The organism is Halovivax asiaticus JCM 14624 (genome assembly GCF_000337515.1).
Classification (GTDB): Archaea; Halobacteriota; Halobacteria; order Halobacteriales; family Natrialbaceae; genus Halovivax; species Halovivax asiaticus.
On sequence record NZ_AOIQ01000023.1, the window covers coordinates 23,106 to 49,317 of the forward strand.

Sequence of the window (26,212 nt, forward strand, 5' to 3'; positions counted from 1 at the left end):
GTTTTTCTCTCTCTTGTCACTCCGACGGAGACGTGCGGCCTGGCCGCATTCCGACGTTCCACAACGGGGGTGTCGACGACGTACGGGCCTGATTGTGGAGCGTGTCGCCAGCCGGAACGTCGTTACCGTGGCCAATACCGACGACTTCGCACACCGTTCGCATTGCAGAACGCTTTTTGTGTGGCTGGCCGTTCGACCCGACAATGATTATCGCAGGGAGGAGTCGACAATGACGATGGAGGAGCGTATCGAAGCACTCGAACGCCTGCGGGAGGAGGCGCTTCTGGGTGGCGGCGAGGAGCGTATCGAGCGCCAGCACGAGAAGGGCAAGATGACCGCCCGCGAGCGTATCGAGTACTTCCTCGACGACGACACGTTCACCGAATTCGACCAGCTTCGTACGCACGACGAGACGAACTTCGGGATGGACGAAAAGCAGGTCAAAGGCGACGGTGTCGTAACTGGCTACGGCGAGGTCGACGGCCGGAACGTCTTCGTCTTCGCCCACGACTTCACCGTCTTCGGCGGCTCGCTCGGCGAGGTCTTCGCCGAGAAGGTCTGCAAGGTCATGGACATGGCGATGGAAGTCGGCGCACCCGTCATCGGGCTCAACGACTCCGCGGGCGCGCGGATTCAGGAGGGGGTCAAGAGCCTGGCCGGCTACACCGAGATCTTCCGGCGGAACCAGCAGGCGAGCGGCGTGATCCCCCAGATATCCGCGACGATGGGGCCCTGCGCCGGCGGTGCGGTGTACTCCCCCGCTATCACGGACTTCATCTTCATGGTGAAGGACACGAGCCACATGTACATCACCGGCCCCGGCGTCACGAAGACCGTCACTGGTGAGGACGTCACGCACGAGGAACTCGGTGGGGCGATGACCCACGCCGGCGAGACCGGCGTCGCCCAGTTCGCCTGCGAATCCGAGGAAGACGCGCTCGACAAGATCCGCCGGCTCCTCTCGTATCTCCCGCAGAACAACGTCGAAGACCCGCCGCGGGTCGAGCCCTGGGACGATCCGGAACGACGCGACGATGCGCTCGAATCGATCGTCCCCGACAACCCCCAGAAGCCCTACGACATGACGGACGTCATCGAGACGACCGTCGACGAGGGCTCGTTCTTCGAAGTGGCGGAGAACTACGCGAAGAACCTCGTGGTCGGCTTCGGCCGCCTCGACGGCCGATCGGTGGGCCTCGTGGCCAACCAGCCGCGAGTCAACGCCGGGACCCTTACCGTCGACGCCTCGATGAAGGGCTCGCGCTTCGTGCGCTTCTGTGATTCGTTCAACATCCCGATCGTCACCTTCGTCGACGTCCCCGGCTACATGCCGGGTACCGATCAGGAACACCGGGGGATCATCCGCCACGGCGCGAAATTGCTCTATGCTTTCTCCGAGGCGACCGTCCCGCTCCTGACCGTCATCACGCGCAAGGCCTACGGCGGCGCCTACTGCGTGATGGCCTCGAAGAACCTGGGCGCGGACGTCAATTACGCCTGGCCCACTGCCGAGATTGCTGTCATGGGCCCGAAGGGCGCGGTCAACATCCTCTACCGGGAGGAACTCGCCGAGGCCGACGATCCCGACGCGCTCCGTGAGGAACTCATCGAGGAGTACCGCGAGGAGTTCGCCAACCCCTACACGGCGACCGACAAGGGCTTCCTCGACGACGTCATCCGCCCTACCGAGACCCGGCCGCGACTGATCTCGGATCTCGAGATGCTCCAGTCAAAGCGCGAGGACACGCCCGACAAGAAACACGGAAACATCCCGCTGTGATGGGGGCCGAGCTATGAGTCAGAACGAATCCCCAGTGTCCGACGACGGAACGGACGAGTCGGCGGAGGCGTCGACGGATGATCGTCGCGACGCAGGGGACACGGCGGCCACCATCGACCTCCCTCTCGACGGCGACGTCTCGCTCTCCGTTCCGCCGTCGGCTACACCGGCCGAGACCGCGGCCATCGCGGTTGCGATCGGCGCGCACCTGCGCGATCGTGAACTCGCCGCAGCGGCCGCGGACGGACCGGACGAGACGTGGGACGGTGAGCGCTGGGCGTTCGCTGGACGATTGGATGCGCTCGGCGAACGGTCCTCACGCGTTCCGACAGCGGCGCCAATGGATCCGTGGACTGCCGCGGGTCGACGTGACCGGTTTTAACCCACACCTCATTCGTTACGATTCTTCGCTTATAGATGTCAAATAGCTCGTTTTGCAGGGTATTATTGGGGAATAGTATAGATTGTCGCTTGCACTATCGGTATATTTGTCCCAAATGTTTAAGTGTAGGCACGTTCGGTCCGTCAGAAACTATTAGTGATAGTAAAACCAATACAAAATAACATAGATGAGTACGCTCTGGCTCTCGTCAGAATATTCCGATGGCGAGTGGACGCCGCCGAACTGCCCGCCTATCTGCCCGACGACAAACGAATGACTGGACACTATAGCCGTCGCGGGTATCTGTTGGGGACTACCCCGTTTGTTGCGGGGGCCGTCGCAGGCTGCCTGACAGACGATAGTACGACGAGCGAAAGTCTGCCCTACATCGATGTCTCGAACATGTCAACCTCCTCGGTGGCTGTCTCTATCGAAGCGCACGCTGCCGAGACGGATCGCGAACTGGTATCTGAGACGGTCAGGACGGAACCGAAGGGAGTGGAGACACAGTACATGCTCGATATGGACATCGAGAAACGAACGGAGATTCTTGTTACTGGGGAAATCGAGGCCGATAGCGATTCGGCTACCCATCATGCGTATCCGACAGGACATAACCCGTTTAGCGTTTCTATTACTGATGGACCTGCAGTAGATGTCGGATACACTGAAGTGTAATTGATTGAACAAAGACAATCATAAATTCCGTTACGGCACGTTCTAGTGGTGTTATTTATCAAATTATATGGGGGATATCTGGAACCACGATTCCGCCAGCGGCTCGCGACCAGCTGTTTACACAATTTGGAGCGAAGCGGTGACCTAGAGACCCCTGGTCAGCCGCTGGCCGGACAGATCGATTCTGAGCCGTGGCGTCGGGTTTTGGACAACTCGGACCGTTATTGACCGTCCTAGTTTCGGAGGGCGCTGATTGCAGTATATTTATGCCCAACTGTTGGTAACATATCGACCGACGGATGTGGGTTCACGGTCGTACTAACCGGAGGGGAGAACCCGAGCACGCGTACGTTTTCGGACCGGGGTCGGTGTGAGTGGATCGTTCTATGAGGGCGGTCGTGGCTCTTGTTGTCGTCGTGATGCTGGCTGGTTGCGGTGGGTTCGTCGGAAGCGATCAGCAATCTCCATCCACCGACCCAGCCGATCTCGCACTCCTTCCTGGCCTCTCCGGAGCCGAGGTCACGAACAGTAGTCTTCTGGCCGCCCAACACGACGAGCTATCCGGGAAAGCGTATCGAATGGAGTGGAAACAGACCGCCACGGACGGCTCTGGATCCGTTCTCTCGTACGAGAACGGGACGAGTATCGTCGCAGCAGGTGGCAACCCTGCCCGTGAACGGATCGTCCGTAGGGGCCCAACTGCGACCGCCTCGAACGTGAACCGGACAGACTACTGGTCGGACGACGAGCTGTCCGTCGTCCGGGAGTCGGGCGCAGGATCTGTCCGTTACGCTGAGGTGACAGATGAGGGGGTCAGTCCCGACCCACCGTTTCCGCTAGAGCGGGCGTACGATGCGGTCGATACGGTGATTGTTCGCCCGCGTACCAGCGAGCCGTACGTCCTCGAGGGGCATACTGACCACCTCGGTCGGTACGAGAACGTCTCGTTCCGACTCACCCTTTCTGCCGACGGCTATCTGACGGCGGCAACGCTCGAAGGAGAAACGCTATACAGTGCAATCTATCGTGCTGACGAGGTATCTGTCGAGCTGACGTATACCCTTCGCCAGCTATCAGTCTTCGAGTCAGGTCCGACGGAGCCGACGTGGATCGAGACGGCGCGAACCGAAATCGGAAATCAGTCGGCGGGGTGACCGTCAACTCGTTCGCTGTCCGGATCGTCTTCTTTGAGGGGGCTGTGCGTGGGTTCGTCGTCCCGACTCCGTTGCGAAAAAGTAAGGTACGCCCCGAGCGACCGTCCGAGCAGGAATGTTCCGGAAGGTTCTAGTCGCAAACCGCGGCGAGATCGCGGTGCGGGTCATGCGGGCCTGCGAGGAACTGGGCGTCGAGACAGTCGCAGTCTACTCCGAGGCGGACAAGAACGGGGGGCACGTCCGCTACGCCGACGAGGCGTACAACGTGGGTCCGGCGCGCGCGGCGGACTCCTATCTCGATCACGAGGCCGTCATCGAGGCCGCGCACAAGGCCGACGCGGACGCGATCCATCCCGGCTACGGCTTCCTCGCGGAGAACGCCGAGTTCGCCGCCAAGGTGCAGGACGAGGAGGGGATCACCTGGGTTGGGCCGTCCAGCGACGCGATGGAGTCGCTCGGCGAGAAGACCAAGGCGCGGACGATCATGAGCGACGCGGACGTCCCGATCGTCCCGGGGACGACCGATCCCGTCGAGTCGGCCGAGGAAGTCGAGGAATTCGGCGAGGAACACGGTTTCCCCGTCGCGATCAAGGCCGAAGGTGGCGGTGGCGGTCGCGGGATGAAAGTCGTCGAGAGCGCAGACGAGGCCGCAGACCAGTTCGAGAGTGCCAAGCGTGAGGGTGAGGCTTACTTCGACAACGACTCGGTCTACCTCGAACGCTACCTCGAGAACCCACGACACATCGAGGTCCAGATCGTCGCCGACCACCACGGCAACGTTCGCCACCTCGGCGAACGGGACTGCTCGCTCCAGCGCCGCCACCAGAAGGTCGTCGAAGAGGGGCCGTCGCCGGCGCTCTCCGACGAACTGCGCGAACAGATCGGCGAGGCCGCCCGTCGCGGTGTCGCCGCCGCAGACTACACCAACGCCGGGACCGTCGAGTTCCTCGTCGAGGAAGAGCCCGGCCGCGACGGCCTGCTCGGCCCCGACGCGAACTTCTACTTCCTCGAGGTCAACACGCGGATCCAGGTCGAACACTGCGTCACCGAGGAGATCACGGGCATCGACATCCTCAAGTGGCAACTCCGGATCGCCGCCGGCGAGGAGCTGTCCTTCGGGCAGGACGACGTCGAGATCGACGGCCACGCGATCGAGTTCCGGATCAACGCCGAGAACGCGGCGAACGACTTCCAGCCCGCATCCGGTGGGACCCTCACCACCTACGACCCGCCGGGCGGCGTCGGCGTTCGCGTCGACGACGCGATGCGCCAGGGTGACGAGCTCGTCACCGACTACGACTCGATGATCGCGAAGCTCATCGTCTGGGGAGCCGACCGCGAAGAGTGTCTCGCCCGTTCCCAGCGCGCGCTCGCGGAGTACGACATCGAGGGCGTGACGACGATCGTCCCCTTCCACCGGCTGATGTGCACCGACGAGCGCTTCGTCGAGGGCACGCACACGACGAAGTACTTAGACGAGGAGGCAGACCGCAGCCGCTTCGAAGACGCTCAGGAGCGCTGGGGGCCGGACGAGCCGTCCGCGTCCGCCGACGACGTCGATGTCGTCGAGCGCGAGTTCACAGTCGAGGTCAACGGCAAGCGTTTCGAGGTCGATCTGGAGGAACGCGGTGCGGCGCCGCTGGCGAACGGCGGTGGAAGCGGGGGCCAGGCTCAGCGCCCACCCCAGCAGACGGGGAGTGACGGCGCGTCCAGCGGGGACGACACCGCAGTCGCCGGTGACGGCGAGTCTGTCACCGCCGAGATGCAGGGGACCGTCCTCTCCGTCGAGGTCGGCGACGGTGACGAGGTCACGGCCGGCGACGTGGTCGTCGTGCTCGAAGCGATGAAGATGGAAAACGACATCGTCGCCTCCATCGGCGGCACCGTAAGTCAGGTGCCGATCTCCGAGGGCGACAGCGTCGACATGGGCGACACGCTGGTCGTACTGGAGTAAGACTTCGGACCGCCGGTTCAGTGTTGCCGATCTCGGTCAGTCGGCCGTTTTGTCTCCTCTGTTCGGTCCGTGTTAGCCCTTTGAGCGTGCGCGATGTAGCCGGTCGCATGAAGAACGTCGACGACCTTATCGAGGGGGCGGCTGAACTCGCCGAACAAGGACTCTCACGGGGGGAAATCGCGGACGAACTCAACGTCTCTCGCGAGACGGCCAGCTGGCTGGTCGAGCGAAGTGGGATGGAGACGCCCGAGAGCGACGCGCCGAGCGAACGGGCGGACGCCGGTCGACCGCAGGACATCCACGTCGACTGGTCGGCCATCGGGCGCGATTCGCGCCGACTGGACGCCATCGCGGTCGCCATGGCCGATCTCCTCGCGAAACACGGGGAGGACGTCGACCTGACGGTCGGCATCGAGAAAGCTGGCGGACCGATCGCGGCACTCGTCGCTCGCGAACTCGAGACCGATCTGGCGACCTACACGCCGGCGAAACACCAGTGGGAGGAAGGCGACATCGCCGAGCTCCACGGCACGTTCAGCCGCAACTTCGCCGGGATCAGGGATCGGGAGTGCTACGTCGTCGACGACACGATCACGAGCGGCACCACGATGACCGAGACGATCGAGGCGATCCGTGAGGAAGGCGGTGAGCCGCTCTCGTGCGTCGTGCTGGCGGACAAACATGGGGTCGACCAACTCGAAGGGGTGCCGGTGTACTCGCTCTTGCAGGTGATCAGCGTCGGGCGGGACGAAACTGAATGAGGTGTCCACGTGCACCGAATTAGCCTGCTCAGATCTCCTCTCGATTCTGAATCTCTCCTAGGAGAACTGATCACGAACACTGAACCAAAGGCTACAACCGTCCGAGTGGTTCGGGTGGTATGGGCATCGAGTATCGCGGGCTCCACGATCCGAACGCCGAGTACACGATGCGCGATCTGGCGGCCGAGTCGATGGGGATCATCGCGAAGCGCGGCGGCGGTCGCGACGTCGAGATCACCGACGTCCAGACCACGATGGTCGACGGCAACTTCCCGTGGACGCTCGTCCGGGTCTACACGGACGCCGGCATCGTCGGGACTGGCGAGGCCTATTGGGGAGCGGGAGCGCCCGAGTTGATCGAGCGCATGGCGCCGTTTCTCCGCGGGGAGAACCCGCTCGACGTCGATCGGCTGACCGAGCACCTGCTCCAGCGGATGTCGGGCGAGGGGTCGATCGGCGGCGTGACGGTGACCGCGATCTCGGGCATCGAGGTGGCGCTGCACGATCTGGCCGGCACGATTCTCGAGGTGCCGGCCTACCAGCTGCTCGGCGGCAAGTACCGCGACGCGGTCCGCGTTTACTGTGACTGCCACGTCGAGGGTGGGGAAGAAGATGGGCCACCGACGCAGGCGGCGACGGACGCACAACCTCAACCCGCCGAGCCGCTGGCACAGGCCGAGGAGGCCGAACGGGTCGTCTCGGAACTGGGCTACGACGCGCTGAAGTTCGACCTCGACGTGCCCTCCGGTCACGAGAAGGATCGGGCGAATCGGCACTTGCGCGAGGCCGAGATCGAGCACAAGCGCTCGATCGTCGAGGCCGTCACCGAGGCGGTCGGCCACCGGGCGGACGTCGCGTTCGACTGTCACTGGTCGTTCACCGCCGGGAGCGCGAAGCGGCTGGCGAGCGCGCTCGAACCGTACGACGTGTGGTGGCTCGAAGATCCCGTCCCGCCGGAGAACCACGACGTCCAGTGCGACGTGACGCGGTCGACGACGACGCCGATCGCGGCCGGGGAGAACGTCTATCGTACGCACGGGCAGCGTCGCCTCCTCCAGGAGGGCGGCGTGGATATCGTCGCGCCGGACCTGCCCAAGGTCGGCGGGATGCGCGAGACGGTGAAGATCGCGAACCTGGCCGATCTGCACTACGTCCCCGTCGCGATGCACAACGTCTCTTCGCCGGTCGCGACGATGGCCAGTGCCCAGGTCGGTGCGGCGATCCCGAACACGCTGGCCGTCGAGTTTCACTCCTACGAACTCGACTTGTGGGCGGAGCTGGTCGAGGAGTCCGTCATCGAGGAGGGGTACATCGAGATCCCCGAAGAGCCGGGGCTGGGTGTCACGCTCGATCTGGACGTCGTGTCCGAGCACATGGTCGAGGGTGAGGAACTCTTCGACGAGGCCTGATCCGGATGAGCTTCCTCCCAACCTCAGACCGCGTTGGCGACAAGCCGCTCGCCACCATCGTCGACAGCGGCGTTGTCGCCGTGCTCCGTGGGGTCGATCGCGAGTCCGTCGCTCCGGTCGCGAAGGCGCTCGTGGCCGGTGGCGTGCTAGGGATCGAGATCACGGCGGACGATCCCGGTGCGGCCGAGAAGGTCTCGCGGCTCCGGGCGGAACTGGCCGAGACGGACGCGGTGATCGGGGCGGGGACGGTTCTCGACGCGGCGACGGCGAGCGCCGTCGTTGACGCCGGTGCCTCGTTCGTCGTCACGCCCCACACCGCACCCGAGGTTGTCCGGACGTGCAACAGACGCGACGTCCTCTCGATGTGCGGTGTCCTGACTCCCACCGAGGCCGTGACGGCGATTGAGGCCGGGGCGGACGTCCTGAAGGTCTTTCCCGCCAGTAGCGTGGGACCGGGGCACCTCTCCGCGCTCGCCGGCCCGCTGGGTGACGTGAATTTGATCCCCACCGGCGGCGTCACGTTGCAGAACACGGCTGCCTACATCGACGCTGGCGCGTGTGCGATCGGTGTCGGTGGCGATCTGGTAGACGGGGACGCGATCGAATCAGGTGACTTCGACATGCTGGAACGGCGCGCCGAGAAATTCGTCGACGAAGTCGCCGACGCCCGTGGGAAGTAAGTATCCCGATTTGGTCCCGGTTAGCGCTGTTGATATCCTCTTCTCCAGCCACGTCGTAGCGAGAAACGGACGCTCTCTATACGCACAATGTTAACAGGGAAAGAACTATTGTAATGTCGATGAACATTCTATAACATGGGTGCGGATAATCCGAACACAAGAACGAGGCTCGGCTTTATTTTCGTCTTCGCTCTTCTCGTCGTTCTGCTAATAGCCACTAGAGGCGTCATGGGGGGTATGTATGGGTATATTTCTGATATAAGCTGGGTGGCTGGAATCTTATTTCTCCTATTTGCAAGTGCAACCTCTCTTTGGATTGTTTTCCGATACGTTGGTTCTTATGGTGAGGAGTAAACCACCTGTACGTACCGCGGCGGTATCAGACTTATATCCGAAGGGTCCCGACAGGGACTCCCCCGTTCCATTACTTCGATCGCTTTGCGTGGACAGCTGGATCGCGACCGGTTGACACCAGTCAGATGCCTCCTTCCAGAACTGTAACGGCTGAATTACTTCCGTACTGACCGACCCAGCTACCATTGCTGTCCGGTGTAAGGCGTGTGAGGGGAACTGCTGGTGTGGCCGATCCTGATTCTGCGATTGAGGGGTTTGCCGACAGCACTCACCGCGAGCGACCGACGGGAGAGCGGGCCGACGACCGACCCAGAAGCCGCGCTTCGCGCGGCTGGCGGGGAGGGAGGAGGCCTTTCATCAAAGTTTTCCCGAGTGCGGTCCCGTCAGCGACCGCACGCAAGGGAAAAGTTTGGTCGCAAGCCCTATGCGGCTGAGTGCTCTTAGATGGGATATGGACGACTTCCCACCGAATCAGGGACTCGATCAGGACGAGGTCACTGAACAGGTCGAGACGGCGCTCGCGGAAAACGAGGTAGTCCTCTTCATGAAAGGGACGGAGCTCATGCCCCAGTGTGGGTACTCCCGGAAGGCGCTGGGGCTCCTCTCGGAGCACCGAGACGACATCGAGACTGTCGACGTGCTCCAGTCGTTAGACGAGTACCGACAGGCGCTCGAAGCCCACAGCGGTTGGGAGACGATCCCCCAGACGTACGTCGACGGCGAGTTCGTCGGCGGGAGCGACATTTTGGAGGAACTGCACGAGCGCGGCGAACTTGCCGAGACGGTCAACGCGGCGTAGACCTGCTGGGCGCAGTTATCCAGATCGTCACTGATCGGCGATGTCAGCATCCCGGTGTTTGCTGGGTAAACACGCTGCCGTCGTCGTGATTCATCCGATCTGCACGAGGCGGTATCGAACAGCAGGTCATTTAAGCGCGGCCCTCGTAGTATCCCGCAAGCGAGCACTCACGAACTTTCACCATGTCAACAGAGGAATCCGGCCACGTCTATCGTCTCCACTCGACGCTCGAATTGCCCCTCGAGGAGCTCCACGATCACCTCGACGAAGCAACCTACCCCGACGGGATCGCCGACGTCGAACTCACGCGGCGTAACAACACGCTCATCCTCAAGGCGGACGCCGAGGACGAAAGCGTCAGTAAGTACACGCCGTCGGCCCAGCTCAAAGCCAGCGTGGTGGAGAACCGGGTCTACGAGGAGGATCCCGAAGAGCGCCGGAACGCCTTTCGCTGGGAGGACGACGAGGAAGAGGAGATCGAGTCCGAACTCGTCGAGTACGCAGCGTTCAAGGGCGATCGCGAGACCGTCCTCCAGAACTCCCTCCTCCAGTACGAGATGTTCCAGGTCCTCTGTGACATCGCCCAGCAGTCCGAGAAGGGCACCCTGACGGCCATCTCCGACCACGACGGAGATCTCGAGGCCACCCGGATCGTCGACAGCGAGGTCCGCCCGGCGGACGTCGAAGTCGTCGAAGGCCCCCGCGACAGCACGGGCCAGTCCGGCGGCGTCAACTGGCGCGACAACAAATTCATCAGCGACTGAGGGTGGCCTCGTAGCGGTTAGGTGCTATCTCGTACTTGTCTCCTCAGTCCACTCTATGAGAGGTATCCAGACCGCACGATTCCGATACTAGCGAAGAGGACCAGAATTCCTAAAAAATAGGCAACCTCTGTCTTCATCTGCGTTCGGTTTTCCGACTGGGCGGGTGTTTCATTTTCAGGCCATCGAGGGAGCGATTTTCGTCCAAACAGGTATCCAAACCCAATTATCAGGCCAATAACAGGTGTCAACACAAACGACATATAAATCACTGGTTGCTTCACATTTTGCCGGTGTGCATCAAAATAGACGAGAACCGCACCCAGCACTTGTACCGCGAAAACCAAAAGAAAGCCACGCAACAGCCATTCGTCCATATCAATTACTTATGTTATTCGGATAAGTAGATACCCCTCGTTTGCTACGCCCACTATTTGAGAGAACGGCGCGATCACTACCCAAATCTATATGGCGGTTAGTGAACCGTCGCGTGAACCTAGTTTGGCCTTGGGGATTAGCAATGCTAGCTGACTCATCAGTGGATAGCTTCTCCAATATTGACCAGCCGTTGTGTCCCACCGTGAATTGCCTTCTAGATCGAATGCGACTGATGGGCTCGTGACTTCTCCATTAATTCCACCTTCTAACCAGTAACTATATTATCCTTCACGTCAATCATGCAGACGGAAGCCCCGTCCGAAGGGTACGAAAGTGCCCCGGGTGCTGTAACACCCGAGACGTGGCTTCCAAATCCCCACCATGGGATTGTGGTCGCCATGTTCCGAAACACACCATCGAGACAAAAAGGTCTCGCACGCCCGTTGCCTAGAGAGTCGTATCGCTACCCGTCGCTCACTTCAGCTTCTTGGGATGGGGGGCCGAGTCACGTCGATCAGTTCGATCCACAGAACTGCGAGGTGCTCGGATGAAATCCGTCGAGCGAACGCGCGACGGGACCGGCGACGCGACTCCCGCCCGGGAGTGCTATCGGTGTGATCGGGACGTGGCACCATCACAGCTGTTCCGCGTCGATGTCGAGCCGCCGGACGCGCTGGCTCGTGAGTATCGGCCCTCGATGCGGTACTGTTGTCCGGACTGTGCGGCCGCGATGAACCTCTCCGAGTTCTCAGATTGGATGAAATCGCGACCGCGACGGGGTGTCGGGTCGGGAGGCGAGTGATCACGCCGCTCGACCACTGATCCGGCACTTGTGATCTGCGTTTTCGATCCGATTTCTCGCCGCCGATTTTTCTGCCGTCCGGCTCTCCGTCGGGGGTGAGACGGCAGTCGTCGACGCCGGACTCGACTCGGAATCGTCGTCGGTGAATGGTCGATATGCTCGCCCGCGTGCTTCGGGTCGGAACCTTCCTCTCCGTTGGTTCGACCCGAATGGTGACTTCCGTTCGATCTGTCGTGGTGGGAGTGTTCACGCATTCTCGGCGGAGAACAGTTGCGTGAGGCCATGTTAAGCAACCCTCTCATTTTGCAAAGCTTCCTTAACATTCATGTGGGTGCAGTCAAAAGGGTGCTGTATGGTCGAGAACCCACGAAAAGCGTACAGTGCCCTTCTCGTGCTGGTGGCAGCAGCTGTTAGTGGCGTCATTATCGCGTCGGGATTCATCGCGCCGGAATTCATGGTGGAAGGCAACACCTTCTGGCTCTTCATCGGGGCCATAGTGGTGATGATTGCCTGTGCGATCATCAGCTGGACCGTCAACCTCCCGTACATTATCGCAGAAGAATTTGCCGCCAACGGAGGGGACAACTGATGGTGAGGATACTACCACTAAAATACAATTTGCTTCTATTCGTAGTCACATCGCTCCTCTATCCCATTATTGGGTTACTGCTCGGTGAGCCATTTGCAAACCCAACAATCGCAGATTTGACCGTGCTCCCTGCAGTTCTCCTTCTCTTCGCTAACCTCGGTTATCTCGCGCAGTCCCGGCGTGCGGAATCAGGGGTGGTTGATGAGCGTGACATGCAGAATATCGATCTTGCGCTAGCTGGTACTGGAATCGTCCTGCTCGTCTCGATCCTAACGATGTATGTCGGGTATGCGGCGACGGATACTGGCACCCCAACGGAGATCGATTATCTCGCGTTAGCAGCTGTCGGGACGATATTTGCCGTGCTGGGTGGGACGGAAGTCTATCAGCGTCTCTAACGGAATATGGACAACAATCTCCGGGTCAAACGTGCAGAGAGGGAAATTACCCAGCAAGAGCTCGCGGATGCAGTCGATGTAAGTCGGCAGACGATCTATGCGATAGAGAAATCGAAGTACGATCCGTCGTTGGAACTCGCCTTTTCTCTCGCGAACTACTTCGACTGTTCAATAGAGGACATATTCGACCCAGCTATCGACAACTAGTCTGTCGGTGGCAAATACGTGGGGAACTGGACGGACGTCGGATACCCTTTCATGAGCTGGCCAGCACCCGACACCCACGGAATCCTCGTTCGAGGCCGCATCTGTACGGCACCCCTGATCCATGTCTCTCGATAAATCACCGAACCGCAGTACAAACTACGGGACAGTAAACTGAATCCACGTTACGACTGACTCGCCACGACATCCGCGAGCGAGGCGATGGCCCCGTCGAAGGCGTCCGGCTCGGCGTAGGAGAAGGAGAGCCGGAGGGTGTTCGACCCACCGTCGTCGGGGTAGAACATCGACCCGGGGAGGTAGGTCACGCCGGCGTCGATGGCGTCGGCGAGTAACTCGTCGGTGTCGACGGTATCGGCGAGTTCGACCCAGACGAAGAAGCCGCCGTCGGGTTCGGTCCAGGTGGCCTCGGGCGGCAGGTGGCGGTCGAGCGCTTCGAGCAATCGGTCGCGACGCGTGGCGTACGCCTCGCGGAGGACGGGGAGCGAGTCGTCGAAGTGGCCGGCGTCGCAGTAGTGGCCGACGACGCTCCGAGTGAAGGTGTTCGTTCCGCCGGCGGCGAGGGAGTCGATCGCGTCGCAGATCGGTTCGGGGGCGACGAGCCAACCGAGGCGGACGCCCGGGGCGATCGTCTTCGCGAACGAGCCGACGCGGATCACCCGCCCCGAGTCGTCGAGCGCGGCCAGCGGCGGGATCGACTCGCTATCGTACCGGAGATCGGTGTACGCGCCGTCTTCGACGATGACGAAGTCGTACTCGTCGGCGAGGGCCAGCAGGCGCTTCCGGCGATCGAGCGAGAGCGTCGCGCCGGTCGGGTTCTGGAAGTCGGTGATCGTGTAGAGGAGTGTGGGGGCGGATTCGCCCGCCGCCTGCCTGGTTTCCAGTCGATCCGCGAGCGCCTCCACGTCGATCCCCGCATCGTCGACGGCGAGCCCGTCGATCTCGACCCCGAAGTTCTCGAAGACGCTGATCGACCCCATGAACGTGGGCCGTTCGACGGCGACGACGTCACCTGGTTCGAGGAACGCCCGGCAGACGCTGTCGATGGCGTGCGTAGCGCCGTTGGTCAGGAGGACGTCCGTCTCCGCGGGGTCGATCCCGCGCGCCGTTTCGCGCTCGCGAACGAACGATTCCAGTCGCGCCGCGTACTGGCCACCGCCGTATTGGAGCGCCTGTGGGCCTTCGGCGTCGAAGACCGCCTCGACGGAGCGGGCCAGCTCGTCGGTCGGAAACGATTCCGGGAACGGAAAGCCGAACGCGAGCGAAACCGCGTCGGCCTCGGCGATCTCGCGCCAGTTGCCGTACGCGGAACGCTCGAGTGTCGACCGGGCCTGCGGTGTGAGCAGGTCCGTCCCGGCAGGGACTGCGTCGTGCATTCGTTGTCCGAGCAACGATCGACCGACGCAAAAACGTACCCATCCCGGCGGTCTAGACTGATTCCTGCGGAGCGACTCGGTCGTGTTAACACGGCCTCGTGCTCGTTCGGCCCAACCAGATCGATCTCGATGGAGAGCGACGATGGTTTCGTTCGGCGAAAAACGGTGTCAGCGTGCAGACCGAGGTTATCCGTCGGTACTCGACTCGTTACGACTGCCGCGTCCGCCGGCGCCGGGGAGCACGCCGACGAATTTCCGGGCGTAGCCGAGTTTGAGTAGGCCGATCTGGAGGGCGATCCCCACGACGAACAGTGCGAGGAAGACCGGCTCGGTGGTCTCGAACAGCAGCGGATCGACGCTCGTCGAGGACTGGGCCTCGGCGATCGCCTCGAACGTGAGCGACTGGCTGGCCAGGGCGGCACCGATGAACGACGTGATGGCGATCATCGTCACGTTGGTGAGCGTCATGCCGGCGAGGGCGACGGCAGCACCGATGGCGACGCCAACCCCGATCTCGACGTACCATGCGCCGTCGACGAGGATCGGCGCGAGGGCGGTCAGGCCGAAGTACGTCCCGACGATGAAGCCGATCGCCCCGATCGCGAGCGAGAGCAGCATGTGGGCGACGAGGACGCCGACGACGATGCCGAGTGCGATGCCGACTGCGGCTGCGGCGGGGGTCCCGACACCGGCTGCGCCGGCGATCGACGGTGCGACGAGGTAGCCACCGCCGGCACCGAGCAAGGCACCCATGAGGGCGACGCCGTATCGTGCGAGCGTCGCGCCGGCGAACAGGAGGACGATCCCGATCCCGATCGGCGCGACGACCAGTGGGTCGAGCATGACGGAGACGTTCGCTCACAGCGGCAAGTACTTTGCGCCTGACTGTCTCTCTCGCCTATCAGTCAGGGTGGCTATCATTGCCGTCCGATAGCCGTCGGTTCTCGATTTCGGTACCGACACCGCCTACGCGTCCACACCATGCGAGTCGTCCAAATCTGGAGAGCACGTCGCCGTTTTACAGCTGGTGCGACGGCACCACAGGGTTTTCTCCGTGAGATGAGAAGGAGAACCTGCGACGTGCAAACCCGAGGATTTACATCCGTTAATTACATCTAATTACGCACATGGCCAGCGACTCCCAGATCACAGTCGACGTCGACTACGAAGACGGCACGGACGAATCGCCCGAGAGCTATTCCGACCTGCAGGACAAGATCGAGAAGGCGATCGACGTCACTCGCGAGGGCCTCCAGCAGTACGACAACCCTGCCGTGATGTGGACCGGCGGTAAAGACTCGACGCTTACCCTCTATTTCATCAAGGAAGTCGCCGAGAAGTACGACCTCGACCTGCCGCCGGCGGTCTTCATCGACCACTACCAGCACTTCGACGCCATCCACGACTTCGTCGACCACTGGGCCGACGAGTGGGACCTAGAGGTCATCTACGCACGCAACGAGGACGTCGGCGCGTACGTCGAGGAACACGATCTCGAACCCGGCGACGACATCCCGATTTCCGACCTCTCGGAGCACAATCGCCACCACGTCCGTGAGATCCTGGAGTACGAGGAGGACACTTTCCCCTTCCTGCTCGACACCTACGTGGGCAACCACCTGCTGAAGACCGTTGCGCTCAATGACGCGCTCGAAACCCACGACATCGACGGCGTCATCTCCGGCGTCCGCTGGGACGAACAGGAAGCCCGCGCTGACGAGACGTTCTTCTCGCCGCGTCACGATCCCGACATCTACCCACCACACGACCGCATCCAGCCGATCCTGCAGTTCGACGAACCCGCCGTCTGGGACGCCTTCTGGCACTACGTCGTCCCCGACACCGTGGCCGACTTTCCCGACGACGGCTACGTGCCCCAGAGCGGTGACGACCTGCCCAACGGCCTCACCCAGGACGACATCCCCGTCTCGCCCAAGTACTTCGCCGGCTTCCGCTCACTCGGCAGCGAGGTCAGCACCGAGAAATCCGACGAGGAACCCGCCTGGCTGCAGGACATGGCCAACACGACCGAGCGCGCGGGCCGCGCCCAGGACAAAGAGGACCTGATGGAGCGCCTGCGTGACCTCGGATACATGTAACGAACTTTTTCCGCCTTGGGTGCGCTTCGCGCACCACGCGGCGCAAAAACTTCGATGAAAAAGGCCGCCTCCGCGGACTCCTTCCGCTCCGGCGGTACAACGCGCTGAACTACGGTTCGCTTCGCTCACCCCCGAAGATTTCCCCTTCACCATTCGTGCGTTTTCCGTCCCCTGTTTCGAACTCTTCGTTTCTGCCCACCTGCGAGACGTCGGTCGTTGTGACCTGCTCGTTCGTGGCAAAGTGATTTTTATCTGAACGACTGAGTCTCTCCATGGTCGTTCCGCTGGCGATGGGGTGGCGCCACCTGCTGTTCGAGAACTGGCCGATCGAACCGGCCGTGATGGACGCCCATCTCCCCGACGGTTTGGCACCCGACGTGTACGACGGTTCGGCGTGGCTCTCGATCGTGCCGTTCACCAACGTCGCCGTTCGCCCTAAGGGCGTCCCCGAATCGCTCGGGGTCCGATTGCCGGAACTCAATGTCAGGACGTACGTCACGCACGCCGGTGTTCCGAGCGTCTACTTCTTCAGTCTCGACGCGCAGGGTATCGCGAGCGTTCTCGGAGCCCGTCTCTTCCACCATTTGCCGTACTTCTACGCGCGCATCTCGCTGGAGCGGGTCGACGATCGAATCTGGTTCCGGAGTCGCCGGCACCATCCCGGGGCTCGCCCCGCCCGATACGCGGGAACGTACCGGCCGATCGGCGACCCGTTTTCGGCTCCCGAGGAGCCGTTCGCCGCGTTTCTGGTCGAGCGCTACCGATTCTACACCGAGGCGCAGGACGGGTCGCTCCGGTACACGGACGTCGACCACGATCCGTGGACGCTCTCCCCGGCTGAGGCCACGATCGAACGGAACACGCTATTTTCTGCGCACGGGTTCGAGACACCGAATGCCGGGCCCACGTACTACTACAGTCCGGGCCTGGACGTGATCGCCTCGCGGAGTAACTCGGTGTAGAAAATGCGGCGTCGATCGCAGCGGCCGACGTCGTCGGCTCAGGACTCGTCGTCGCCGTCGTCCGGCGACGGGCGGACGAGGTTTGCGAGGGAGACGAGGATGCCGAAGAGCCACCCGGAGGTGACGGCGAAGCCGAACCACATGGCGGCGTAGGCGGCGCCCTCGAGGTCGAAGTTGTCGCGGAAGTAGTCGCTGATCCCACCGACGTAGAGGACATTGTTGAGGAGCCAGGCGGCGAAGTCGTAGCTCGGTTCGAGGACGTAGGGTTCGAGCGACGGCGTCACGAGTGCGGCGGCGACCGGCGGCAGGAAGATCGCCGTCATCGCGAACGGGTAGGCGATCAGCACCGACAGCCAGCGACCGCCGTACTTCGAGGTGGTGGCGGCGATGGCCGTCGAGACGACGGCGACGGAACTCGCCGCCGCGATGGCGACGAACGGTTCCCACTCGAGTTGGAGGTACGCGAGCGCGCTCAACAGTCCCCAGACGACGACGGCGACGAGGGTGATGCCGGCGATGCCCAGTCGCGTGACGGTCGAATCCAGCTTCGAGGCGTAGAATCGAGTACCGAGTCCGACGACGGCCAGCGGATACAGACAGAGAAGGACGAGCGCTCCGAGGAGGTACCAGCTATAGTAACCGAGCGCCTGCGGAAGCGTCTCCGGTTTCCACTTACCCATCACCGAGTGACCGCGCCCGCGCTGGCGCGGGAAGAACACCTCCATCCACGAGCCGTGTAACATCGCGAGATCGAGCATCACCGCACCGATAATGCCGGTACGGTTTCTGCTCCGCGTGCGGGTTGCCATATCCAGTCCCTGCGACCGGCGGACCGTAAACTTTCCTGTGTATTCTTCGGCGCTGATCACTCAGAAACGCTGGGAAATCGCCCGCTCATATTACTCACGCTGCTTCCTGCCCAGAACCCCTAACGGGAGGTTTGGACGTCAGTGCTGGTTCCAGGGACCGAAACCTGGATCGACTTCGCGCTCACCGCGATCGAGTTCGTCGATGCGAGCGATCTCGTCCGCCGAGAGCGACAGGTCGAGCGAGGCCCAGTTGTCGGCGATGTGGTCGCGCCCGGTCGCTTTCGGGATCGCGGTCACGCCCCTCTCGCGGAGCCAGGCGAGGCTCACCTGTGCGGCCGACACGCCGTGGTCGTCGGCGATGTCGGCGAGTTCGTCCTCGTCGAAGACGTGTCCGCGGGCGAGCGGCGAGTAAGCGACGACGTTGATGTCGAGTTCGTCGCAGGTGTCGAGCACCTCCTGTTGCTGGAGGAACGGATGCATCTCGTACTGGTGGGCGAAGATGGGTGCGTCGAGAATGTCGGCAGCCTCCTCTAGCTGGTGGGGCAGGAAGTTACTGACGCCGACGCGCCGTGTTACGCCGTCGTCGACGAGTTCGTCGAACGCGGCCAGCGTCGCCTCGGGGTCGTACTCGCGGGCTGGCCAGTGAATGTACAGCAGGTCGACGGTGTCGACGCCGAGATCGTCGAGACTCTCGCGAGCCGTCCGTTTCACGTCTTCTGGAGCCAGGTTGTCGATCCAGACCTTCGTCGCGAGGAAGATATCGTCCCGATCGACGGTGGCTCGCTCGATGCCGTCGCCGACGGCAGACTCGTTGCCGTAGGCCTGGGCCGTATCGATGTGGCGGTAGCCCATGTTGAGGGCCGTTTCGACGCTGGTTGCACACTCGTCCGGGTCGGTGTTCTCCCAGGTACCGAGACCGAGGCGGGGCATTCCGTCTGTCGTCGGACAGTCCGTCGGCTCGATGGCAGTTGGGTCGGTTGTCATACACGCCCCTTTGGACGCGATGACCGTAATGGGTTCCCCTTCCGGCGAGCGACACGTGTACCGAAACCGATCGACTCAGTTACAGGCCGGTGGACGGGACGTCGGACGGCTGGGCAACGCGCGGCCCGCTTCGAACGATGACTTCGAAACCCACAAGCGACGGCCGGTCGAACGACGGACAAATGGAGCCGTTCGAGCGGTACCGGCCGATTATCGACGACTTCGAGGCGTTCCTCGCGGCGTGTGAGCGATCGCTCGGCAGCGCCGTCAGGGTCAACACGATCAAGGCGACACCCGAGCGGGCGATGGCGACGCTCGATGTCGAATCCGTCGGGTACGAACAGGCCGACTGGGACCCGCGCGTGCTCCGTCTCGAGACCGATTCACCCGGGTCGACGTGGGCGTCGTTCCACGGGTTCACGCACGGCCAGGAGGAGGTGTCCGTGATCCCGCCGCTCGTTCTGGACCCGGAGCCGGGCGAGCGCGTCTGGGACGCCTGCGCCGCGCCCGGGAGCAAGGCGACACAGCTCGCCGCGCTGATCGACGACCGCGGAACCGTCGTGGCCAACGACAACAACCTCGGACGCCTCTCTGCGCTCCGATTCAACGCCGAGCGCCTCGGTGCGACGTCGCTCGCGGTCACGAACGACGATGCGCGGAACTACTCCCTGCAGCCGTTCGACTTCGACGAGTTCGACCGGGCCCTCGTCGACGTTCCCTGCTCCTGTGAGGGGACGATTCGGAAGAACCCGGACGCGTTAGACGAGTGGTCGATGGGCCACGTTCGCTCGATCGCCGGGATCCAGACCGGCATCCTCCGGCGGGCCGTGCAGGCGACCCGCACCGGCGGGACGGTCGTGTACTCGACGTGTACCTTCGCTCCCGAGGAGAACGAGGCGGTCGTCGACCGTGTGCTCGCACGCGAAGACTGTGAGGTCGTTCCGTTCGACCTCGCGCTCGAGCACGACCCCGGTCTCACCGAGTGGGACGAGGAGACCTACGATCCGTCGCTCGCCGAGGCGGCCCGGATCTATCCCCACCAGAACGACACCGGCGGCTTCTTCGTCGCGAAGCTGGAGGTGACCGGCTGATGGCGGACGACGAGCGTGTAACCGGGGCCGACGCCGCTGACACTGCGGACACCGAAGACGCCGAGAACGCTGCCGATACGGACGCCATCGACGGCGAACTCGCCACCAACGAGGGGGAGCGATTCGACCGCTTGCCAGCGACATCCGCCGAACGGACCGTGGCGGGGCGAGTGTCTCGAAAGGAGGTGCTCGAGTACTACGACGAGCGGTTCGGTATTCCACCCGAGACTTTCGCGGACTACACCTTCTGGGAGAAGGGAGCCGGCAAGATCTGGGTCTACGCGGGGGAGGCTCCGTCACCGACGGCGGTCGAGTCCCTCGGTATGCTGTGTCTCCGAACCCGCCAGGAACACTGGAAGCCGACGACGGATTTCGTCCAGCGATTCGGCCAGCATGCGACCGAGTGCGTGATCGATCTCGATCCGGATGCAGCCGCCCGATTCGTCGCGGGCGAGGACCAGGAACTCGACTGGGACGGCGACTGGGGGTACCTGATCGCCGCTCACGAGATGGCGGGCGAGCGGGAGCCACTCGGGATCGGACTTTACGTCTACGACGAACTCCGCTCGCTGATTCCGAAGGGGCGCCGACGCGACCTGTAGTGGGTCGCTGTGGCGCCGTCGATCACTAGTTTTGTCGTCGTTCACACGGCTTGCCGTCGACACACCGAGTCTCTACAGGCCGGCCCCGAGGAAGACGCGGACGAGCACGCCGACGACGAGGGAGTACGTGACGTTGACGAGCGTGCCCGCGAGGTAGAACAGGCTGTTGTTCTTCATGTCGTCGCTGCGGACGATGCTCTTGGCGGCGAAGACGATCGCGAGTGCGGCATAGGCGCCCGCGAGGACGAATGTGAGCAGGAGGACGTTCTCCGTCTTGCCGACGATGGTGCCGATGTCGCGGTCGGTATCGGTGACGGACGCGGCGTAGCCGTCGTCGGCCCAGGCGAGCGCGTTCGTCACGACCCAGCCGCTGGTTCCGAGCAGCAGCGCGTAGCCGGCCAGGACGTAGACGGCCGACTCGTCGAACGGGGCGACGTCGATGCCGACCGCTTGCAGCGCCATCACGCCGATTGCACCTCCTCGTCGCGACTATCGGCCGCGTCGGCCGGCCACCCGGCCGACAGCGTCTCGCGGAGTCGGCCCTCGATCGTCTCGATCAGCGGCCATGAGGCACTCTGGAGGGTGTTCGAGACGGCCTGTTGGCTGATGCCCAAATCGTCGGCGACGGCTCGCTGGGTCGGAGCCCGCTCGTAACGGGTCACGACCTCGCGCTGGCGATCGGTCCAGGACTCGCGCAGCGAGAGGAGGAGGTTGACCTCGTCGGCGACCGCGGTGTCGAGCGGATGGGTGTCGGTGTCGAGCCCGAAGCGAAGCCCGTCGCGTTCGACGGCCTCCAGCAGCTCCGTCGCCCGGTGGAACGCCTCGCCGTCCATGTGTGCGACTGCATCGGTCTCGCCGACTGAGATCTCGCCGCTGGCGACGGCGAGCCTGATCGCGTGGGGGTATAGGACATTCTGGAGCGTGATGGCGACGTCGTAGAGCGAGTCGAGCGAGGACAGCACCGCTCCCAGTTCGTCGATGCCCTTCAGAACCGACGGCCCGGCGACGAACGACGATTCGTACCGCGCCGCCACCGTCTCGCGCGCCTCGGTGAACGTCTCTCGAAACCCGTCTCGATCGGCGATCTCCCGGGAATCGACCACGTCGCCGAGGACGACGTATCGATCGGCTCCAGCGTCGGTTCGGTCCGTCATTCGTCGATGCCGACGAACCCACAATAGAAAAAAGTTGTCTCTGAGAAAACAAACATAAATGGTTGTTCGATGACCGTTGTGATTCTCGCGTGGTGCGTCGAGTGCAGATGACGGTGCGTTGCCGATCTCTCACGAAACACAATCTATTACCATAGTATATTGTAATACAGGCTTTATTGATTGTTGTTTCGGGCTCCTACTGCCGGAACCGGTCGTTCCTCTTCGTGACCGCTCATCCCGTCGGTGAATCGACCGAGTAACGACCGGCTACGGCCGGGTCCCTGTCACCCGTCCGGACCGGTCGACGGAACTGATGGTCTCCCGGACGTGGCAGTTTGCTAGTATTAATGCCTGTGTGTGGCGTTGTCTAGCTATCGATGACCCGGGTTTCGATGGAGTCGGTCAGCAAGTACTTCGACGGCGGCGAGACCGTCGCGAACTATCGGCTGAATCTCGAGATCGAAGACGGCGAGTTCGTCGTGTTTCTCGGCCCGTCGGGCTGTGGCAAGACGACGGCGCTGCGGCTGATCGCCGGGCTCGAAACGCCCTCGGAGGGAGCGATCTACTTCGGCGACGAGCGGGTCGACGGCTGGTCGCCGAGCGCGCGCAACGTCGCGATGGTGTTCCAGAACTACGCGCTGTACCCGCACATGAGCGTCTGGGAGAACATCGAGTATCCCCTGAAGGTCCGCGGGTTCGAACCGGACGAGCGCGATCGGCGGATCGAGGATGTCGTTTCGCTCCTCCACATCGAGGAGCAGGTGAACAAGCCGCCGTCCGATCTGAGCGGAGGCCAGCGCCAGCGCGTCTCGCTGGCGCGCGCGATCGTTCGCGAACCGTCTGTCTTCCTGCTCGACGAACCGCTCTCGAACTTGGACGCGAAGCTGCGCCAGGAGATGCGCATCGAGCTGAAACGGTTGCAGGACGAACTCGACGTCACGACGATCTACGTCACTCACAACCAGGAGGAAGCGATGAGTATGGCCGACCGGGTCGTCGTGATGAACCGGGGGACGATCCGGCAGATCGCTCCCCCGGGCGAACTCTACGACCGGCCACGGACCGCCTGGGTCGCGCGCTTCATCGGCTCCCCGCCGATGAACCTCCTGGAGGGCGTTCGAACGGACGGTGCGATCGACTTCGGAGATGCTGGCACCGTCCACGTGGACGCGATCGACGCCGACAGATCGGCGGCCGTCGCCGATAACGAGTCGAGCCCCACTCCGGAATCGCAAGCGACAGAGGCCTCGGGTGCCGTCGTCGCCGGCGGCGGAGAGCCGGGGGCCGGTACGGGATCGAGCGGTGACGCAACAGAGGCGATGGAAGCTGTCACGGCGGCCGAGTCGACCAGCGGCGGGGCGAACGCCGTCTTGCTGGGCGTCCGTCCCGAGGACTTCTCCCTCTCGACCGATCCCCCACCGAGTGGAAACGCCATCGTCGGGGAGGTCGACACGATCGAACCGCTCGGGGAGTACACGCTCGTCAACGTCGCGGCGAACGACCAGCTGGTCAACGTGAAGGTCGCCGATACCCGGCTACAGCGGGACGACCGGGTCTACCTTACGTTCGAAGACAGCGACGCCTACCTGTACGACGCAAACGGGGAGCTAGTGGCCTGACTCAGGATCATGGACCTTCGATCCCACCTCGACGCCGTCGGATTCGACCGGCTGTGGCCGCTCTCGACGAGCGGGGACGGAGATGCCACAGCCGGCAACGGGACGAGCGGGGACGATGATGACGCAGCCGCCAACGAGACGAACGACCCAGCCCAGACGGACGGCGGCTCGACCGTCCACTCCGATCCCGGACCGCCGAGCGCGTCTGGCGGCGGACTCTCACGTCGGGTGAGCCGGCGACTGGGGATCGATCACGAGAAGGCGACCGCACTGGCCATCTTTCTGTTGCCCGGCATGACGCTGTTCGCGATCTTCTCGATCGGGCCGATCGCGTACTCGGCGGTCGGGAGCTTCTTCTCGTGGGACGCGTTCACCATCGGTGAATTCGTCGCGTTCGAAAACTGGGTCGAGACGTTTCGGGACCCACTGATCATCAACTGGGAGAATATGCGCGAGTTCCGGTTCCCGATGGGTGCCTTGCCGCAGAACCTCCTCTGGGTCGTGATTCACGTCCCACTGAGCACGCTGCTGGGACTGGGCCTGGCGCTGCTGTTCGCCGATCTGAAGGGCCGGCGGATCCTCCGCTCGATGATCTTTCTCGGCTTCACGACGCCCACGATCATCATCGGACTCATCATGCTGTTTATCTACGACCCACAGGCCGGGATCTTCAACGAACTCCTTCGCGTGATCGGCCTCGAGGCTCAGGTCAGAAACTGGACGCAATCGCCACAGGTCGCGATCTACGCCCTGATCGCCGGCGGCGTCTGGGTCCAGACCGGATTCTCGATGCTGCTGTACAGTTCGGCGCTGGCCGCGGTCGATCCGTCGCTCATCGAGTCGGCGAAGATCGACGGGGCGGGCCGGATCAGGCGATTCCGCGACGTCATCTGGCCCCAGGTCAGACCCGTCACCGCCGTGGTCGTGATAATGGGCATCATCTGGGTCCTCCGGATGTTCGACATCGTCTACGCGGCTGGCGGCTCCGCGGGCGGCCCGAATCACGTCTACTCCGTCCTCGGAATCGAGGTGTACCGCGCGGCGTTCGAACCACCGATACAGTACGGCAACGCGATGGTCGTGGCATTGGTCGAGTTGCTCATCGTTGCACCCCTGGCGCTGTACATCGCCCGCATGAGGTAACAGATGACCGAAGACGACACCACCGACGACAGCATCGAGGATACCACCGACGGCGGCATCGACGAACCCTCCGCCTCCGACACGAGCGACGATACCGACGGCGATGGCACCGGATCGGAGCCGGTCGCTCATCCCGACGGCGGTGCGTCGACTGCGGCCGGTGCCCGAGATCAGTACATTCCGGCCGCGGAGATTCCAGATAGCAGACCCGCGCGTGACCGCGACTGGGCGGCCTGGCTTCGCGACCATGCGCCGTCGCTCCGGCGCACGCTGACCTACGTCGTCGCGATCGGGGTGGCAATCCTGTGGATCGTCCCGTTCATCGGGCTGTTTATGGCCTCGCTCCGCCCGCTCTCTGAGATTATCGGCGGCTGGTGGCAGCTGGAGGGGATGACGCTCACGCTCGAGAATTACCAGCGCGCGTGGGAGTACCAGACGGCGCCGCTCGGCCGGGCGCTGATCAACACGATGATCGTCACGGTTCCGGCCGTGCTGGTCGTGATGCTCCTCGGTGCGATGGCCGCGTATCCGTTCGCCCGGTTCGAGTTCCCGCTGAAGACGGTGATCTTCTTCGCGATCTTGCTGGTGATGGCTGCGCCGCCCGAACTGGTGGCGATGGGCAACTACAACACGCTTCGGAACACCGGGATGTTCGACACCTACATGGGGCTCATTCTGGTCCACATCGGCTGGGGTCTGGGCTGGGTCGTCCTCTTCCTGCGGAACTACCTGCTTGGTATCCCGGAGGAGTTAGAGGAGGCCGCCCGCATCGACGGCGCCTCTCGTTTCCAGATCTTCCGGACGATCATCCTGCCCCTGTCGGTCCCGGCGCTCGTCTCCGTCGCCGTCATCCAGTTCACCTGGGTCTGGAACGCCTTCTTCTTCCCGCTCGTCTTCATGCGCTCGCCCGATCTCTACCTCGCTCCCCAGGTACTCCCGCTGATGCGCGGCCGACTGCAGGTGGACTGGGGCCTCGTCGCCGCTGGATCCATCATGACGATGGTCGTCCCGATCGTCCTGTTCCTCCTGCTCGAACGGTACTACACGCGCGGAATGGTGGCCGCGGTCGTCGACTGAGGCCAATCAGAGATCGTCGACGGCGACCAGCTCGACGTCGTCGACTGAGACAACCCACGATCGTCACTGGGATACCCCACGATCATCACTGGGACAGCCCGCGGTCGTCGACTGCGACGTACACACTGTCGGTTCCTCGGATGGTGGTCGATTCGTCGACCCGAACGGCCCCGTCGCTACCCCGGTCTTGCCCCC

General features: G+C 63.0%; 28 protein-coding genes. 21 read left to right on the forward strand and 7 right to left on the reverse strand.

All coding sequences use genetic code 11. The features are described from left to right. The first annotated feature begins 235 nt into the window (after positions 1–235). The 10 genes from C479_RS15080 to C479_RS15125 all read left to right on the forward strand — a co-directional run bounded on the left by C479_RS15080 (position 236) and on the right by C479_RS15125 (position 10,715). On the forward strand, positions 236–1,780 hold the full coding sequence (locus C479_RS15080) for an acyl-CoA carboxylase subunit beta (protein WP_007704501.1): 1,545 nt from the start codon (positions 236–238) through the stop codon (positions 1,778–1,780). 13 nt (positions 1,781–1,793) lie between these two features. Further along, complete coding sequence (locus C479_RS15085; protein WP_083893873.1) at positions 1,794–2,162, forward strand: hypothetical protein; 369 nt, start codon at positions 1,794–1,796, stop codon at positions 2,160–2,162. 228 nt (positions 2,163–2,390) lie between these two features. Next, positions 2,391–2,840: a hypothetical protein gene (locus C479_RS15090; RefSeq protein WP_007704506.1), complete on the forward strand. Its 450-nt coding sequence runs from the start codon at positions 2,391–2,393 to the stop codon at positions 2,838–2,840. Between the two features lie 386 nt (positions 2,841–3,226). Next, a complete protein-coding gene (locus C479_RS15095; RefSeq protein WP_161607183.1) occupies positions 3,227–3,994 on the forward strand; it encodes a hypothetical protein in 768 nt (255 codons plus the stop codon). A 115-nt stretch (positions 3,995–4,109) separates the two neighbouring features. Further along, positions 4,110–5,948 (forward strand): acetyl-CoA carboxylase biotin carboxylase subunit, encoded by a 1,839-nt coding sequence (locus C479_RS15100; RefSeq protein ID WP_007704512.1) that lies wholly within the window; start codon positions 4,110–4,112, stop codon positions 5,946–5,948. Positions 5,949–6,055: 107 nt separating this feature from the next. Further along, a complete protein-coding gene (gene gfcR / locus C479_RS15105; protein WP_007704515.1) occupies positions 6,056–6,709 on the forward strand; it encodes a transcriptional regulator GfcR in 654 nt (217 codons plus the stop codon). A gap of 119 nt (positions 6,710–6,828) precedes the next feature. Next, entirely contained in the window at positions 6,829–8,118 is a 1,290-nt protein-coding gene (locus tag C479_RS15110) for a mandelate racemase/muconate lactonizing enzyme family protein (protein ID WP_007704519.1), read from the forward strand. A gap of 5 nt (positions 8,119–8,123) precedes the next feature. Then, the gene (locus tag C479_RS15115) at positions 8,124–8,798 is read left to right on the forward strand and encodes a bifunctional 4-hydroxy-2-oxoglutarate aldolase/2-dehydro-3-deoxy-phosphogluconate aldolase (RefSeq protein ID WP_007704522.1); all 675 of its coding nucleotides are present in this window, start codon (positions 8,124–8,126) and stop codon (positions 8,796–8,798) included. A gap of 805 nt (positions 8,799–9,603) precedes the next feature. Next, the gene (locus C479_RS15120; RefSeq protein ID WP_007704525.1) at positions 9,604–9,951 is read left to right on the forward strand and encodes a glutaredoxin family protein; all 348 of its coding nucleotides are present in this window, start codon (positions 9,604–9,606) and stop codon (positions 9,949–9,951) included. A 182-nt stretch (positions 9,952–10,133) separates the two neighbouring features. Next, on the forward strand, positions 10,134–10,715 hold the full coding sequence (locus C479_RS15125; protein WP_007704526.1) for a DUF7110 family protein: 582 nt from the start codon (positions 10,134–10,136) through the stop codon (positions 10,713–10,715). 53 nt (positions 10,716–10,768) lie between these two features. On the opposite strand, the gene C479_RS16170 is transcribed toward C479_RS15125, so the two are convergent. Then, a complete protein-coding gene (locus tag C479_RS16170) occupies positions 10,769–11,089 on the reverse strand; it encodes a hypothetical protein (RefSeq protein WP_152415930.1) in 321 nt (106 codons plus the stop codon). Between the two features lie 548 nt (positions 11,090–11,637). Between C479_RS16170 and C479_RS15130 the strand changes: the two genes are divergently transcribed. The 4 genes from C479_RS15130 (at position 11,638) to C479_RS15145 (ending at position 13,086) form a co-directional block, all read left to right on the forward strand. After that, on the forward strand, positions 11,638–11,892 hold the full coding sequence (locus C479_RS15130; protein ID WP_007704528.1) for a hypothetical protein: 255 nt from the start codon (positions 11,638–11,640) through the stop codon (positions 11,890–11,892). A gap of 352 nt (positions 11,893–12,244) precedes the next feature. After that, positions 12,245–12,481 carry a hypothetical protein gene (locus C479_RS15135; protein WP_007704532.1) on the forward strand — a complete coding sequence of 79 codons (237 nt, stop codon included), beginning with the start codon at positions 12,245–12,247 and terminating at the stop codon, positions 12,479–12,481. Continuing rightward, positions 12,481–12,879, forward strand: a complete 399-nt coding sequence (locus C479_RS15140) for a hypothetical protein (protein ID WP_007704534.1) — start codon at positions 12,481–12,483, stop codon at positions 12,877–12,879. Before C479_RS15135 ends, C479_RS15140 begins: the two co-directional genes overlap by 1 nt. 6 nt (positions 12,880–12,885) lie before the next feature. Then, the gene (locus tag C479_RS15145; RefSeq protein WP_007704537.1) at positions 12,886–13,086 is read left to right on the forward strand and encodes a helix-turn-helix transcriptional regulator; all 201 of its coding nucleotides are present in this window, start codon (positions 12,886–12,888) and stop codon (positions 13,084–13,086) included. 182 nt (positions 13,087–13,268) lie between these two features. On the opposite strand, the gene C479_RS15150 is transcribed toward C479_RS15145, so the two are convergent. Both C479_RS15150 and C479_RS15155 read right to left on the reverse strand, forming a co-directional pair. Further along, positions 13,269–14,477 carry an aminotransferase-like domain-containing protein gene (locus C479_RS15150; protein ID WP_007704540.1) on the reverse strand — a complete coding sequence of 403 codons (1,209 nt, stop codon included), beginning with the start codon at positions 14,475–14,477 and terminating at the stop codon, positions 13,269–13,271. Between the two features lie 186 nt (positions 14,478–14,663). After that, positions 14,664–15,320 (reverse strand): hypothetical protein, encoded by a 657-nt coding sequence (locus C479_RS15155; RefSeq protein ID WP_007704543.1) that lies wholly within the window; start codon positions 15,318–15,320, stop codon positions 14,664–14,666. A gap of 284 nt (positions 15,321–15,604) precedes the next feature. Here C479_RS15155 and C479_RS15160 point away from each other — a divergent pair, with 284 nt between their 5' ends. After that, positions 15,605–16,576, forward strand: a complete 972-nt coding sequence (locus C479_RS15160) for a phosphoadenosine phosphosulfate reductase family protein (protein ID WP_007704546.1) — start codon at positions 15,605–15,607, stop codon at positions 16,574–16,576. A gap of 272 nt (positions 16,577–16,848) precedes the next feature. Continuing rightward, positions 16,849–17,538 (forward strand): YqjF family protein, encoded by a 690-nt coding sequence (locus C479_RS15165; RefSeq protein WP_007704549.1) that lies wholly within the window; start codon positions 16,849–16,851, stop codon positions 17,536–17,538. Between the two features lie 38 nt (positions 17,539–17,576). On the opposite strand, the gene C479_RS15170 is transcribed toward C479_RS15165, so the two are convergent. Both C479_RS15170 and C479_RS15175 read right to left on the reverse strand, forming a co-directional pair. Continuing rightward, positions 17,577–18,347, reverse strand: coding sequence for a hypothetical protein (locus C479_RS15170; protein ID WP_049907431.1), 771 nt, complete (start codon positions 18,345–18,347; stop codon positions 17,577–17,579). Positions 18,348–18,485: 138 nt separating this feature from the next. Next, positions 18,486–19,331: an aldo/keto reductase gene (locus tag C479_RS15175; protein WP_007704552.1), complete on the reverse strand. Its 846-nt coding sequence runs from the start codon at positions 19,329–19,331 to the stop codon at positions 18,486–18,488. A gap of 182 nt (positions 19,332–19,513) precedes the next feature. On the opposite strand from C479_RS15175, the gene C479_RS15180 reads away from it, so the two are divergent. Together C479_RS15180 and C479_RS15185 are read left to right on the forward strand one after the other, a co-directional pair. After that, the gene (locus C479_RS15180) at positions 19,514–20,422 is read left to right on the forward strand and encodes an RsmB/NOP family class I SAM-dependent RNA methyltransferase (RefSeq protein ID WP_007704560.1); all 909 of its coding nucleotides are present in this window, start codon (positions 19,514–19,516) and stop codon (positions 20,420–20,422) included. Beyond that, entirely contained in the window at positions 20,422–21,024 is a 603-nt protein-coding gene (locus C479_RS15185; protein WP_007704562.1) for a DUF7122 family protein, read from the forward strand. The genes C479_RS15180 and C479_RS15185 overlap by 1 nt, the downstream gene beginning before the upstream one ends. A gap of 72 nt (positions 21,025–21,096) precedes the next feature. Here the strand turns inward: C479_RS15185 and C479_RS15190 are convergent, their stop codons facing one another. Continuing rightward, a complete protein-coding gene (locus C479_RS15190) occupies positions 21,097–21,486 on the reverse strand; it encodes a hypothetical protein (RefSeq protein ID WP_007704563.1) in 390 nt (129 codons plus the stop codon). Further along, a complete protein-coding gene (locus C479_RS15195) occupies positions 21,486–22,178 on the reverse strand; it encodes a SatD family protein (protein ID WP_007704565.1) in 693 nt (230 codons plus the stop codon). The genes C479_RS15190 and C479_RS15195 overlap by 1 nt, the downstream gene beginning before the upstream one ends. A gap of 392 nt (positions 22,179–22,570) precedes the next feature. Between C479_RS15195 and C479_RS15200 the strand changes: the two genes are divergently transcribed. The 3 genes from C479_RS15200 to C479_RS15210 are packed head-to-tail and all read left to right on the forward strand — an operon-like array spanning position 22,571 to position 26,017. Further along, entirely contained in the window at positions 22,571–23,797 is a 1,227-nt protein-coding gene (locus C479_RS15200; RefSeq protein WP_007704567.1) for an ABC transporter ATP-binding protein, read from the forward strand. Positions 23,798–23,806: 9 nt separating this feature from the next. After that, positions 23,807–24,940: a carbohydrate ABC transporter permease gene (locus C479_RS15205; protein WP_007704569.1), complete on the forward strand. Its 1,134-nt coding sequence runs from the start codon at positions 23,807–23,809 to the stop codon at positions 24,938–24,940. Positions 24,941–24,943: 3 nt separating this feature from the next. Further along, the gene (locus C479_RS15210; protein ID WP_007704571.1) at positions 24,944–26,017 is read left to right on the forward strand and encodes a carbohydrate ABC transporter permease; all 1,074 of its coding nucleotides are present in this window, start codon (positions 24,944–24,946) and stop codon (positions 26,015–26,017) included. The last annotated feature ends 195 nt before the right edge of the window (positions 26,018–26,212 follow it).

Coding starts and splice junctions, on each gene's coding strand:
- C479_RS15080 (WP_007704501.1), top strand. CDS start 236: ATGGAGGAGCGTATCGAAGCACTCGAACGCCTGCGGGAGGAGGCGCTT.
- C479_RS15085 (WP_083893873.1), top strand. CDS start 1,794: ATGAGTCAGAACGAATCCCCAGTGTCCGACGACGGAACGGACGAGTCG.
- C479_RS15095 (WP_161607183.1), top strand. CDS start 3,227: ATGAGGGCGGTCGTGGCTCTTGTTGTCGTCGTGATGCTGGCTGGTTGC.
- C479_RS15100 (WP_007704512.1), top strand. CDS start 4,110: ATGTTCCGGAAGGTTCTAGTCGCAAACCGCGGCGAGATCGCGGTGCGG.
- gfcR (WP_007704515.1), top strand. CDS start 6,056: ATGAAGAACGTCGACGACCTTATCGAGGGGGCGGCTGAACTCGCCGAA.
- C479_RS15110 (WP_007704519.1), top strand. CDS start 6,829: ATGGGCATCGAGTATCGCGGGCTCCACGATCCGAACGCCGAGTACACG.
- C479_RS15115 (WP_007704522.1), top strand. CDS start 8,124: ATGAGCTTCCTCCCAACCTCAGACCGCGTTGGCGACAAGCCGCTCGCC.
- C479_RS15120 (WP_007704525.1), top strand. CDS start 9,604: ATGGACGACTTCCCACCGAATCAGGGACTCGATCAGGACGAGGTCACT.
- C479_RS15125 (WP_007704526.1), top strand. CDS start 10,134: ATGTCAACAGAGGAATCCGGCCACGTCTATCGTCTCCACTCGACGCTC.
- C479_RS16170 (WP_152415930.1), bottom strand. CDS start 11,089: ATGGACGAATGGCTGTTGCGTGGCTTTCTTTTGGTTTTCGCGGTACAA.
- C479_RS15130 (WP_007704528.1), top strand. CDS start 11,638: ATGAAATCCGTCGAGCGAACGCGCGACGGGACCGGCGACGCGACTCCC.
- C479_RS15135 (WP_007704532.1), top strand. CDS start 12,245: ATGGTCGAGAACCCACGAAAAGCGTACAGTGCCCTTCTCGTGCTGGTG.
- C479_RS15140 (WP_007704534.1), top strand. CDS start 12,481: ATGGTGAGGATACTACCACTAAAATACAATTTGCTTCTATTCGTAGTC.
- C479_RS15145 (WP_007704537.1), top strand. CDS start 12,886: ATGGACAACAATCTCCGGGTCAAACGTGCAGAGAGGGAAATTACCCAG.
- C479_RS15150 (WP_007704540.1), bottom strand. CDS start 14,477: ATGCACGACGCAGTCCCTGCCGGGACGGACCTGCTCACACCGCAGGCC.
- C479_RS15155 (WP_007704543.1), bottom strand. CDS start 15,320: ATGCTCGACCCACTGGTCGTCGCGCCGATCGGGATCGGGATCGTCCTC.
- C479_RS15160 (WP_007704546.1), top strand. CDS start 15,605: ATGGCCAGCGACTCCCAGATCACAGTCGACGTCGACTACGAAGACGGC.
- C479_RS15165 (WP_007704549.1), top strand. CDS start 16,849: ATGGTCGTTCCGCTGGCGATGGGGTGGCGCCACCTGCTGTTCGAGAAC.
- C479_RS15170 (WP_049907431.1), bottom strand. CDS start 18,347: ATGGCAACCCGCACGCGGAGCAGAAACCGTACCGGCATTATCGGTGCG.
- C479_RS15175 (WP_007704552.1), bottom strand. CDS start 19,331: ATGACAACCGACCCAACTGCCATCGAGCCGACGGACTGTCCGACGACA.
- C479_RS15180 (WP_007704560.1), top strand. CDS start 19,514: ATGGAGCCGTTCGAGCGGTACCGGCCGATTATCGACGACTTCGAGGCG.
- C479_RS15185 (WP_007704562.1), top strand. CDS start 20,422: ATGGCGGACGACGAGCGTGTAACCGGGGCCGACGCCGCTGACACTGCG.
- C479_RS15190 (WP_007704563.1), bottom strand. CDS start 21,486: ATGGCGCTGCAAGCGGTCGGCATCGACGTCGCCCCGTTCGACGAGTCG.
- C479_RS15195 (WP_007704565.1), bottom strand. CDS start 22,178: ATGACGGACCGAACCGACGCTGGAGCCGATCGATACGTCGTCCTCGGC.
- C479_RS15200 (WP_007704567.1), top strand. CDS start 22,571: ATGGAGTCGGTCAGCAAGTACTTCGACGGCGGCGAGACCGTCGCGAAC.
- C479_RS15205 (WP_007704569.1), top strand. CDS start 23,807: ATGGACCTTCGATCCCACCTCGACGCCGTCGGATTCGACCGGCTGTGG.
- C479_RS15210 (WP_007704571.1), top strand. CDS start 24,944: ATGACCGAAGACGACACCACCGACGACAGCATCGAGGATACCACCGAC.